Consider the following 12,815-nt stretch of genomic DNA (forward strand, 5'->3'; position numbering starts at 1 on the left):
GCCTAGGGCTGCTTCTATGACAGCCTATATTATAATACCCGAATCCATCAAATCGCTTTACGGTTAATACCTTATAACAATATAAAAGATGGCTACCAGCATAAGGGGTAGATCATTTTGAGGATGATTTGATATGTCTAGTGTGCTAAATAACGATGATCTCATCGCTCAAGATACCAACAATAAAAATCTTAATACTGACTTGCAGTCTACCAATTTATACAAGTTGCTAAAAGAGCGTGAACAGTGCTGGTGGCAAGCGCGGGAGCAACTGATTGAACGTCAAGAAAAGAAAGTGTTTTGGTTTGGCGAAAACAGCCTGATCATGTGGTTGGTGTGGCAGCTGGTCGGCTATGTGGTCGTAGCCATGGCATTGATGCTGCTTAATAACCTGCTGAATATATCGCTAACGGCATGGCAGTATGTGTCGTTGTTTGTACTGCAGACCATACTCTATATCAGTGCTTTTGCTGCCAAAGGTCGATTAGAAAATAAACTACAACGCAAAATAGATAAAGATGAGCTCATGAGCGAAGAGATGCTCAATGAGATGGTTATTCTAGCAGAGGACAGCCTTTATCCTGACGTGCATGCCAAAGCACCTATCTCTTTAGCGCAGTTAGATGACTACCTCAAAGGACAGTTTCATTTGGCAAGCTTACAATGTTTGCTACAAAAAGAAATCAGCGCAGGACGTCTAATAATGACTCAAACAGCGCTTGAATTGGGCGTACTGCCACCTGATCTTGCTGACGCTGAACTGCATGAACATGCAGATAATATAATATATAAGAGCACGCTATAAAGCGTGCCCTTAATCCTACTGGCTATTATGTCAGCTATATCAGTCATGCCAGTTAGTGGTTGACCGACTAATAGCCATTATCCATGATAGTTATATGTCCAGTAGCGGTAACGCTAGTAGCTATAGACCACGTTATCTTCTCTTTTGGTTGTTAGACTGGCTAATAATGCTGACTTTAACGCTTCAAGCCTATCGGCAGATAGTGGTTTATCGTTTTGGTCACTGATATAAAACATATCTTCTGCACGCTCACCTAGCGTAGTAATACGCGCCGCATGAACTTCGATTTGCTCCTGCAAAAACATCTGTCCAACCCGAGCCAATAGTCCTGGCTGGTCCAGTGTCTCGAGACTCATGATGTGTTGGTTCGATGCTTCATTGAATTCAAAATTGATAACTGTCTCAACCTCAAAATGTCTCAGCTGACGCGGCATACGTTTGTTTGCAAGCCTCAGAACGGTAGGATCTTTAAATGCATCAATCAAGCGCTGTTTGAGCTCCTGCTGACTGTCTTGATCCACCAACAGTGTGCCGCTAGGATCTAGTAATACATAAGAGTCTAGGGCAAAATCGCGGGTCGCGGTAATAATACGGGCGTCCAATACATCGAGATTCATCTGGTCAAAAACAGCCATGGTAACGGCAAACAGATTAATCTGATCTTGGGTATAGACGAAGACCTGTACCGCGTCAAGCGCCAGCTCACGATGCTCACGCAAGACCACCAGTGGCGGACTATCCGCATTAGAAGCAAGACCAATCGGTGGATGGTTCAAGATAGCTTCAGTGTGCCACAAAATATCCTCTGCAATCTCTCGCAAGAAGTATTCATCGCCCAGATCATCCCATAAACGCAACACTTCATCGCGGTTCATATGCTGATTATTGACGTTATCTAGCATGGTTAGCGCTTGTGTGCGTGTGGCGCTAATCATGTCTTGGCGGTTGGTCGGCGCATCGATATCAGCGCGCAAAATGCGCCGAGTCTGTGAGTACAGCTGTTTCATGAGTGTCGCCCGCCAGCTGTTCCACAGCTGTGGATTGGTCGCGTTCATATCTGCCACTGTCAGTACATACAGATGGTTTAGGTGTGTGACGTTGCCAATAAGATCTGAAAAGATGGTCACAACTTCAGGGTCTGAGATGTCTTTTTTCTGGGCAGTGATCGACATTAACAGATGATAGCGAGTCAGCCAACCCACTAAGTTGGCGTCCGCCAGACTCATCCCATGCGACAAACAAAACTCAATCGATTCAGTTTGACCAAGCTCACTATGATCGCCGCCACGACCTTTGGCAATATCATGGAACATCGCCGCGAGTACCAATATCTCTTTGCGTTCGATACGCTGAAAGATAGCACTGACCAGCGGAAAATCCTCAGAGAACATTGGGTCGGTAAAGCGATGCAAAATTCGAATCAAAAATAAAGTATGTGCATCTACCGTATAACGATGGAACAAGTCATATTGCATGAGACCTGTGACTTGAGCAAAAGCGGGAATATAGTTGCCCAATACCCCATAACGATTCATGGTACGTAGACGATGGAACAGATAGTTTTGCTCTTTTAAGTTAGATAAGAACAGCGTCTTATGAGCGGGGTTGTCTCGATAAACTTGATCAATACCTCGGGCGGCAATTTTTAGAGCACGTAACGTATGAGTGCGAACCTTATCGATACCATGCTGACCCATCAATAAAAACATCTCTAAAATAGACTCAGGATGCTGGGCGAAAACGCGATGATGCGCTATAGCGATTCGATTACCAATACGGTTAAATCTAGCATTGATTGGCTGCTTTTTTGGACGTTCATCATCAGGCAGCTGAGGTTCTATGATGGTCTCATAATAATGACTGGTGAGCATCTCAGACAGCGTGGATATCTGCATAGCACAGCGATAATAGTCGCGCATAAAGCGTTCGACGGCAGCATTGGGCTGATCGTCTGGTTGGGTCTCGTAACCCATCAGCTGCGCAATCTCACGCTGATAATCAAACAGTAACTTATTTTCGTTGCGACCTGTCAATACATGTAAGTAGTGACGTATCTGCCATAAATAGCCTTCTGCAAAATTAAGCTCATCAAACTCTTTTTCAGTCAAAAAGTTCTGCTGTACCAAGTCATAGAGCTTACTTACTCGAAAGTAGCGCTTGGTGACCCAGCCAATAATATGAATATCACGTAGACCACCAGGCGCTGTTTTGATATTTGGCTCAAGGTTATACTCGGTAGAATTGTGCTGTAGATAGCGCGCTTTAGTCTCTTCCATTTTTGCATCAAAAAAAGCGCGAGGAGACCATTGTTTATTCACAATTTGGATTGGCATATCTTGCAACGATTCGTTGCCGATAAGCAGTCGGGCTTCTAGCTGGGCACTAGCAATAGTATGATCAAGTGCAGCCTCTAAAGCATCACTGACACTACGTACAGAAAGCGCAGGCTCTAACCTAATATCCCACAGCAACGCAACTAGCTTATCGATCTTGCTACTGGCGTCAGCGTCTATTTCGTCAGGAGACAGTAGCAAAATATCAATATCTGAATATAGAGATAACTCACCGCGTCCATAGCCACCAGTCGCAAAAAACGCCAAATCAGTTTTGTCTAGCTCAAACCATTTGAACAAAGCGACGAGTAAACTATCGATAGCGCAAGCACGTGCGCCAACCAACTGACGGATATTGGTGCCACGTTCGAGTTCGCGACTGATATCCTCGTTGACTTGTGCTAACCATTCAGGAATCCCAAGCAATGGTTTGTCGGTAGCGTTAGCTAGTAGTGGGAGAGGCGTGAGATCAATAGAAGCGCCATCGCAATTAAACATGAGCGTTATCCAATTAAGAGTTTATAAGTCAATCTATCAAGCTAATCTATGAAGTTGGCATGTCTGGTCAATCAACACATTGCTTGCTGGCAAAAGCCATCAATAAAAAGGGTTATGTCATTAGAGTATAAAGATAAAAACCCTGTCAGCACAATACTCAATATCGCTCGACTAAAGATGTCCTAACCACAGACCAAAAAATGAGCCAAAAAAAAGACCGCCTAGGCGATCTTTTATTGTCTTACTGTGTCAAAAAGCTTAAATCTTCTTCAGGGCGAGTCGTAAAGACTTCACAGCCATTGTCTGTCACGACCATAGTGTGCTCCCACTGAGCAGATAGCTTACGATCTTTGGTAATGGCGGTCCATTCATCTGGCAAGATTTTAGTCTGCCATGTGCCTTGATTGATCATAGGCTCAATGGTAAAGGTCATACCTGTTTTTAGCTCAAACCCAGTGCCTTTTTTGCCATAATGCATAACCTGCGGCTCATGATGGAACTCATTACTGATACCGTGACCACAGAACTCACGCACGATACTAAAACGCTCAGGTTCTACCACTGCTTGGATTGCAGCGCCAACATCGCCTAAACGCGCGCCATTTTTGACCACACTCATACCAGCATATAGGGCGTCTTGTGCCACTTTGCAAATACGCTGCGCCATAATAGAGCCGTTACCAACGATCCACATTTTTGAGGTATCGCCATAATAGCCATCTTTAATAACAGTCACATCAATGTTGATGATGTCACCGTCTTTTAATAGTTTGCTTTCAGTTGGAATACCGTGACAGACCACGTGATTAACTGAAGTACAAATGGATTTTGGAAATCCATTATAGTTAAGCGGTGCAGGGATAGCCTGCTGTACGTTAACAATATAGTCATGAGCGATTTGGTTCAATGCCTCGGTACTGACGCCAACTTTGACATGTTCATCGAGCATCACCAGAACATCACTAGCGAGTTTGCCAGCCACGCGCATTTTTTCTATGGCATCAGCCGACTGGATAAGGGTTTTTTTAGTCATCGTCATCTATCTTGTAATTATGGGTTTCATGTGGACAGATTATACCATAAATGGAAGAACGGCAGTTCTAGGTTAAGTGATAGTCAACCTATCATTATGATTGATAATAATTGCTTTACAGCCTACAAAAACTGAACATGACCCCGTAGTCACACTAATATATTCATATTTTGACAATTTAGTTGAATGTTACAGAAGATATCAGTAATGTAATTTTGCCTGCTAAAGGAATTAGCAGCAATCTTTATCGCTTTTGTGCGGTACGGATAACCAAACTCAACGATAACAAGGATGTTGTTATGACACTCTCTTCATACGTTCGTGCCGCCATCACACCAAAAGCCTTTTTGCCAATACTGGGTTCAATCGGTACTGGTGTCTTGTTAATGACGCTACAAACCACATCAGCCCAAGCAGCAGGTCAGTACTATAATTGTGCCAATGCCAATGGTTGTAAGCTGGTTGACAGCAGGTACTTCACATCTAGCTATACCAAAACCAAATACCCAGTCGTTATGGCCCATGGACTTGGTGGTTTTACCCAGTTATTTGGGGTTATCGATTACTTCAACGGCATCCCTACAGAGTTGATGAAAGGTGGCTCGGAGGTATATACCACCAAGACGTCAGCCGTCAATAACAGTGAGATTCGCGGAGAGCAGCTGCTACAACAAGTCAAAACCATCGCTGCAATTTCAGGCGATCCTAAAGTCAATTTGTTTGGGCACAGTCAAGGCGGTATAGATATTCGTTACGTCGCTGGCGTCGCACCAAAGTACGTGGCGTCAGTCACAGCAGTGTCGAGCCCAGAGCAAGGGTCAAAAACAGCCGATTTTGTCAAAAACGTCCTCGAACCAAATAACAACACTGGCACGCCATCGAACATCACCACAGAGTTAGTATCAGGTGTCTTTAATTTGATTGGTGGTTTTGCAGATGTTGGTTCAGGTATCAGTTTTAAAGAGATACAAGAGCAAGATGGCTGGCAAGCACTCATGGCGTTATCAACTGACGGTGCTGCGCGCTTTAATGCCAAATTCCCTGCAGCAATGCCAAGAAATTACTGTGGTCAGCCAACCAGTACTGCGGTCAATGGCATCAAATACTACTCATTTAGCGGTGTTGGACAAATCACAAGCGCACTTGATCCTAGCGATTATCTATTGGCCGCGACGGGTGTACCGTTTGCAGGTGAGTCTAATGATGGGTTGGTATCTGCCTGTTCGAGTCGTCTTGGTTATGTGATTCGTGATAATTATAGAATGAACCATTTGGATTCAGCTGATCAGGTGCTAGGTCTGACAGCATGGGGTGATTCTGAACCAAAATCTATCTACCGTACTCAGGTCAATCGTCTCAAAAACGCTAACCTTTAAGAGCGTAAGGTTTTAAAACGCAAGATTTTAAAAACATAAGTCCTAAAGCTGACTAGTAAAAAGAACCCTCATTTATGTCGAATAATCGCCGCCCAGCCTATTTACCCATCGCTATAATCGCCGCGGTTATCATAGCGCTAACTGCGGTGGTGATTATGTGGTTCAAGCCTGATAATAATGAGACAAGCTCAGCTCAAACGACAGCATCTGTTGATGATAGTGAGTACAACGAGTCGATCTCAACTGAGCTTGCTGCCGCTCAAGTTGTGGAAGCGACAACCTCCCAAAGCCAGTCTGCATTCGTCACTGGACTGGAGCGTCTGCCACGATCACTAAAGGACACGCAAATCGATGGCGAAATCATCATTGATGAAAACAAGCAATTGGTCATTACAGAAGGGCTGCGGCGTTTATTCGATTATTTTTTATCCGCACTTGGCGAGGAGGACGAAACGGTTATCATCGCACGTGTTGAGAGTTACATCCGTCACCACACGCCAGAACCTGCTGCGAGTCAAGCAGTTGCTATATTTAACAAGTATGTCGCCTATCTCAAAGCACTGCCAGAGATAGAAAAGCGTTACGGTAATCTACAGTTACAAGCGACCAAAAGTGGCGAGCTGGACTTGAATGCAGTCGCTCAACAAAAGCAAGACGTGGCCAGCTTACGTCAGCAATATTTTGACAAAGCGACCATTACGGCGTTCTTCGGTGCTGCAGATGATTATGATGACTATAGTGTAGAAATGGTCAGAATCAATCAAAACCAGCAAATGAGCGACGCTCAAAAGCAAGCCGCTAGGCAAGACTATGTCAGTCGCTTGCCAGACAATGCCACCAAAACCAATATCCAACAGCAAGCCAATCTTGGTGAGCTGATGGCTCGTACCGAACAAATGAAAGCACGCGGTGCAACACCCGAAGCATTATACAATATGCGCCGAGAGCTCGTTGGCGCACCAGCGGCAGAGAGACTGGCACAAGTCGATCTAGAAGACGCCAACTTTGACCAGCGTTTCAATCAGTATGAGACCCAAAAGCAGCGTTTATTAAGTCAAAGTGCAGATCAGAACCAAGCAAAAACTCAGATAGAACAACTTGAGCAGCAGTTGTTTGACGATGCTGAACGCAAGCGTTTATCAGGGTATGCTGCTCTACAAGAAATGAAGGCGCAGTAAGCTTATTTCATTAACATTAATTAACTTACAGCAATGTAAGAGATGGGTATGCTAAAAGTGTGAATAAGCTACGGTCTCTGGGAGAAGTACGGCCCAATATCTGTAGTTTAATACAATGATAGTTATACTTCACTTGAACCAACCATAACGGTATATTAGAACTATTCTAGGAGCTCATATGAAAAACATGACCAAAGCATTGATGACAGGTATTGTAATGGTAACGGTACTCGTCGGTTGCCAATCTATGTCGAGCATGACAGCACCTGCTACTGACCAGCCAGAGATTACAGGTACAGATGTGATCTAAAATGATAACTGATATGCTGAATAAACCCTTTTTAGATGTTTCATTTGAGGCAGTAGGGAATGACAGCAATCACTAGTATCTAATAACAATATACAGAAGCACCTCACTATATAGTGGGGTGTTTCTGTATAAACACTCATCGAGCAAATCTGCTTTATCATTTGTTAGAATAGCATCCAAACGACTATAGAATTGAATCCATTAGTTTTAAATATAACACCCAGTTTATAATGACAGCCGATAATGAGTCAGGATAAACGTAGTTATTCTTTAATACAGGAAATAACACAATCAATCATAATAAAACTAAAATTTTGGCTAAGCTTATTGGGGCTTATAACAAGAGTTTTCGGTTCAATATGTAAGGAGAAGAAATGAATAACATGATGAAAGTAATGATGGTCGCTACTTTTACCACTGGGGCGCTTGCTGCTGGTTGCCAGACGACTGCTAATCTGCCTGCGCCAAGCAGTCAGGCAGTTACCAACGATGCCTTACAAGCTTACGCTTGGCAGCTGGTTGATGCCAAAGAGAGCAACGGTGAGCAGGTAGCGCAACTGTTTTTTGATCCAGCAAAACCTCTGACCCTAAGTTTTATGAACGATGAGGGCAGAGACTACGTAGCATTCATGAATACCTGCAACAACATGAGCGCAGGTTATAGCGTTATAAATGGTGATGTGCAGATCAAAAATGGTATCAGTACTTTGATGGCCTGTCCTGAGCCGCAAGCCAGTTTTGATACCGCAGCATTAGCCACAGTACAAGGCAAGTACAGCCTCAGTAAAAATGCCAATAATCTACCTATCTTAACGATCAAAAGTGAGAATCAAGTAGCTCACTTCAAAGCGGTCTCAAAATAGGTTTGCCATTTGTTGAGATGAGCACGTATTAAGCGTAAACAGACTAATAGACAAACAGACGAGTTAAACTTCGTAGAGCCCTACTAACTAGTGGGGCTTTTTTTATCCAAAGTTTGAGCCAGTTTAGGCTACACTAGAGTAATGCTCCTGCAATAAAATTAATTTTTAAAAAAGTAGCTACGGATTTAAATATCAGAGCAGTGATGCTCAATTTTAGCCATTTACCGTGCTTTTTCCCTCAGATGTTATTGGATACTACATTATGCTCAAAATCCACATGTCAGAACTCAATTTGCCAAGAGCGACAGTGAGAGGTGTCACTACGCTCGCTATCGTTGCGGCGCTGACAGGCTGTCAGACATTGCCTGATATTCAAACCAAAAAACCGATTAGTACCGTTGACAGCAATCCGCTGACTGCACGTATGCCTGCCATCGATCGTCAAGGGTATATTGCTTACGTAGAGGAGCAAGGACTTGGAGCGGCTAAAGTATCGACACTCTATAGTATCCGTCCTGATGGTAGTGATCGTCAGCTCATTGATCAACTGCGCGGCTATATCTATGCGCCGGCATGGTCAGCCGATGGGCAATTACTTGCTTATAGCAAACAAGCTGCACGTGAACATCCCAAGATCTATATATATGATCGTCGTAGCAAGACGCGCAATCTAGTCGTCAATGCTGAAGGCAGTAACATGTCAGCGTCATTCTCACCGGATGGTCAGCATTTACTCTACAGCTCGACCGTCGGCGGCAATGCTGATATCTATGAGATGCAACTGAGCGATGGCAAGACGCGGCAGCTAACAACCTTGCCGAGTACTGAGGTTCAGCCAAGTTATGCAGCAGATGGCAAGAGCTTTGTATATACCAGTGATAAAGTCCGTGCTGGACGTCCACGTATCTATCGCTACAACTTTGCAACCAGTAGTGCCACTCCTGTACCGACCAGCGGTTATGTCGCCAGTCCACAGCTTAGTTCAGACGGTCAACGTATGGCTTACCTTAATGGCCGTAAAGCCGCCGTTATGACGCTGACAACTGGGCAAGTATCCAATCTGGCAGAAACTGGACTTGATGAACCTGCTCGTCTGTCTCCTTCTGGAAACTATGCGGTTTATCCCACACGCTACTCAAAAATCAGTGGGCAAATCGGCGGTAAGAATGGGGGAGAGCTGGTGATTCATTCGCTCTCAGGGAATACAAGCTATGCCATTAATAGTCAAGATGGTGGAGTAGTACGCTCACCAATATGGGGACGTTAGTAACAAGTCCTATATATTATGTAATGAAATGTATATATAATCATGAATAAGAAAACATAAGTTGATTATGAAGGTTTGGAATAAATAGCGTCAGGTCGGTTAAGCGTTATCCGCATCGTACTAAGCACTGCACTGAACGGTTAGCATATCAGATTAGGTAAACAAAGGGAGAGCAGGTGTCATGCAAGAAGCGTTTTTAGTATTTGTTACTAAGATCAGTTTGTATCCCACGATTATTTTTACTGGGCTTGTGATGTTTGTCACCTTGTATTGGGTTGTGTCTTTGCTTGGCATGGCAGATATGGATACTGTCGATCTGGTTGATGTAAGTGGTGAAGCAGGCGGCGATACTGATATCGCCAACTTGTCATCGACTGGTTTTTTCACAGGTCTCATGCTCAAATTCGGTCTTTATGGTGTTCCGTTGATCATCATACTCAGTCTCGTTAGCTTGATAGGGTGGCTACTCAGCTACTTATATACCAGCTTTTTACATCAGTATCTTGATTCGGGTGGGCTGTATTATTTATTCGGTACAGGGGCACTTGTCTTTGTCTTGGTTGTATCGATGTGGTTGACAGGCATTATTATTTCCCCTATCCGCAAAAATATTGCCAAAATTCCCAAACGTAATTCGTCTAGTAACGTGGGTAGAGTCGCTGTAGTGCGTACGCTCAGTGTGACGGACAAACATGGCGAGGCGACACTCAATGATGGCGGTGCTGGACTGATACTCAAGATTCGATCAGACATGAACGACCATCAACTAAAACAAGGCGATAAAGTCGTGCTGGTAGAGTATTTAGATAGCACCAACACCTATCGAGTGACTCCTGTTGAAGACAAATAAAGCTCATCAATGATATTGCTCAGTGGATGATGGCTCAATAACATAAAAAATAAGTATTTAGTAAATATAGCAAGAGTTTTAAATTCGCTTGGAATGTTTTAATTAAAGGAATGAATATGGACATACTCATTATCGTCGGCGTGGTTGTGGTGCTGGCGTTTGTTTTTATGATGGTCGCACTTTTGATGCTCAAAGCCTTTTACTTCAAGGTTGAGCAGGGCAAAGCACTCATTATCAACGGTGTGAGTAAAATAGCGGTACGCTTTGATGGTGGCTTTGTGTGGCCAGTAATCAACAAAAAAGAGCTGATGAGAATCTCGCTCATCACGCTAGAGGTTGATAGACGTGGTAAAGAAGGTTTGATTTGTGCGGATAATATGCGTGCTGATATCACAGTCGCATTCTATCTACGTGTCAATGAAACCGAAGAAGATGTACTCAAAGTCGCCAAGTCCGTCGGTGTTGAGAGAGCCTCCGATAAAGTCGCGGTCAATGAGCTGTTTAACGCTAAGTTTTCAGAAGCACTAAAAACCGTCGGTAAGCAGATTGATTTTGTCAAACTGTTCGAAAACCGCAGCGAGTTCCGCGACAGTATTGTCCAAGAAATCGGTAACGATCTGAACGGCTATGTCCTAGAGGATGTGGCGATTGATTATCTGGAACAAACACCAAAAGTATCACTAGACTCAAGCAACATCCTAGATGCTGAAGGTATCAAGAAGATCACTCAGCTAACAGCGTTCCAAAACGTCATTACCAATGAGCTTGAGCGTGACGAAGAGCTGGCCGTTAAGAAAAAGAATGTCGAAACCCGAGAAGCGATGCTGGAGCTGGAGCGTCAACAAGCCGATGCCGAAGCCAAGCAAAAGCGTGAAATCTCATCAGTGATTGCCCGTGAAACGGCTGAAACTCGCAAGATTGAAGAAGAAGAGCGCAAAAAATCAGAAACTGCCATCATTATGGTGGAGCAAGATTTGGCGATTCAGCGTGAAAATCAGCAACGTGAAATCGAAGTGGCGGGTCAAAATCGCCTGCGTGCCGTAGTCATTGAAGAAGAAAAAGTCACGCGTGCTCGCGATTTAGAAGTTGTCTCGCGTGAGCGTGAAGTAGACTTGCAGCGTATCGAAGCTGACCGTGCGATTGAGCTTGAGAAAAAAGAAATCGCCAACGTCATTCGTGAGCGCATCGCGGTGGACAAAACCGTGGCGCAAGAAGAAGAGCGTATCAAAGAAGTTCGCGAAGTCAGCGAAGCGGATCGCTCTAAGCAAACCCGCGTACTGGCTGCTGAAGCAGATGCTGAAGAACTCAAAGTGCGTCAGGTGAAAAAAGCCGAAGCAGAAGAGCTGTCTGCCAAGCATAAAGCTGTCGAGATTACCACGCTTGCCAATGCCAATCTGGAAGCCTCTGCAAAAGATGCGGACGCCAAAATCAAGATGGCGGAAGGTATTAAAGCAGAAGAGTCAGCGCACGGCTTTGCTGAAGCAGCGATTCAAGAAGCCAAGTCAGTGTCGCTTGAAAAAGAAGGCATTGCGAGAGCCAATGTCATCAAAGCGACAGGGCAGGCTGAGGCTCAAACAGACCGTGAAAAAGGCATGGCTGAAGCCGAAGTTATTGCTGCTCGCGGTGAATCTAATGCTAAAGCCGAGCGTGATGTCGGCATGGCCAATGCTGAGGTTATCGCTGCTCGCGGCGAGTCAAATGCCAAGGCAGAGCGTTACGTTGGACTGGCAAAAGCCGAAGTCACTCGCGCGCACTTCCAAGCCGAAGCAGATGGTCTGGTAGAGAAATTCAATGCCATGGGTAGCATGAGTAAGGAAGCGCGTGAGCACGAAGAGTTCCGCATGGGTCTTGAGACCGCGCTACAAGAAGCGATGGCATCAATTGATGCTGGTAAAGAGATTGCCAAAGAAAACGCCGAAGTATTGGCAGTGGCGCTCCAAAAAGCCAAAATCGATATCGTTGGCGGTGAAGCGCACTTCTTTGACAACTTTGCCAAATCATTGTCGATCGGTAAAGCTATTGATGGTTTAGCGGGTAAGTCAGACACGTTAAGCGGTATTATCAATGGGGTCATGGCCAACCAAGCGATGAAAGCCAATCAGTCAAATGATGACAAAACTGCTTAAACGATGTGCGATTGGTATAAATATTAGTCGTTATAAACGCTCTGTTATCTAGATAGCAGAGCGCTTTAACCAACGCATTTTCAACGCTTACGCTGAAAATGAGTTGGCTAATCTAAACAAACCCATATTGACCGTTCTTTTAGATTAGCCACGTGCTTCTTTACTTTTAATACTGT

General features: G+C 44.4%; 10 protein-coding genes. 8 read left to right on the forward strand and 2 right to left on the reverse strand.

Annotated features, from left to right (window positions below; genetic code table 11):
- Nucleotides 1-133 precede the first annotated feature (133 nt).
- Entirely contained in the window at nucleotides 134-805 is a 672-nt protein-coding gene (locus AC5JPY_RS10260) for a hypothetical protein (protein WP_493852401.1), read from the forward strand.
- Between the two features lie 113 nt (nucleotides 806-918).
- Here the strand turns inward: AC5JPY_RS10260 and glnD are convergent, their stop codons facing one another.
- Entirely contained in the window at nucleotides 919-3,636 is a 2,718-nt protein-coding gene (glnD, locus tag AC5JPY_RS10265) for a [protein-PII] uridylyltransferase (RefSeq protein ID WP_493852402.1), read from the reverse strand.
- Between the two features lie 241 nt (nucleotides 3,637-3,877).
- Entirely contained in the window at nucleotides 3,878-4,669 is a 792-nt protein-coding gene (gene map, locus AC5JPY_RS10270) for a type I methionyl aminopeptidase (RefSeq protein ID WP_443527212.1), read from the reverse strand.
- A 299-nt stretch (nucleotides 4,670-4,968) separates the two neighbouring features.
- Between map and AC5JPY_RS10275 the strand changes: the two genes are divergently transcribed.
- The 7 genes from AC5JPY_RS10275 to AC5JPY_RS10305 all read left to right on the forward strand — a co-directional run bounded on the left by AC5JPY_RS10275 (nucleotide 4,969) and on the right by AC5JPY_RS10305 (nucleotide 12,639).
- Nucleotides 4,969-6,045, forward strand: coding sequence for an esterase/lipase family protein (locus tag AC5JPY_RS10275; protein WP_443527211.1), 1,077 nt, complete (start codon nucleotides 4,969-4,971; stop codon nucleotides 6,043-6,045).
- 74 nt (nucleotides 6,046-6,119) lie between these two features.
- The gene (locus AC5JPY_RS10280) at nucleotides 6,120-7,223 is read left to right on the forward strand and encodes a lipase secretion chaperone (protein ID WP_493852403.1); all 1,104 of its coding nucleotides are present in this window, start codon (nucleotides 6,120-6,122) and stop codon (nucleotides 7,221-7,223) included.
- Between the two features lie 178 nt (nucleotides 7,224-7,401).
- The gene (locus AC5JPY_RS10285) at nucleotides 7,402-7,533 is read left to right on the forward strand and encodes a hypothetical protein (protein ID WP_319051759.1); all 132 of its coding nucleotides are present in this window, start codon (nucleotides 7,402-7,404) and stop codon (nucleotides 7,531-7,533) included.
- A gap of 374 nt (nucleotides 7,534-7,907) precedes the next feature.
- Entirely contained in the window at nucleotides 7,908-8,396 is a 489-nt protein-coding gene (locus AC5JPY_RS10290; protein ID WP_493852404.1) for an META domain-containing protein, read from the forward strand.
- 277 nt (nucleotides 8,397-8,673) lie between these two features.
- Nucleotides 8,674-9,663: a Xaa-Pro aminopeptidase gene (locus tag AC5JPY_RS10295; protein ID WP_493852405.1), complete on the forward strand. Its 990-nt coding sequence runs from the start codon at nucleotides 8,674-8,676 to the stop codon at nucleotides 9,661-9,663.
- A 181-nt stretch (nucleotides 9,664-9,844) separates the two neighbouring features.
- Nucleotides 9,845-10,513, forward strand: coding sequence for a hypothetical protein (locus AC5JPY_RS10300; protein ID WP_493852406.1), 669 nt, complete (start codon nucleotides 9,845-9,847; stop codon nucleotides 10,511-10,513).
- A 116-nt stretch (nucleotides 10,514-10,629) separates the two neighbouring features.
- Entirely contained in the window at nucleotides 10,630-12,639 is a 2,010-nt protein-coding gene (locus AC5JPY_RS10305) for a flotillin family protein (RefSeq protein WP_493852407.1), read from the forward strand.
- Nucleotides 12,640-12,815 lie beyond the last annotated feature (176 nt).

The organism is Psychrobacter sp. H27, assembly GCF_059072655.1.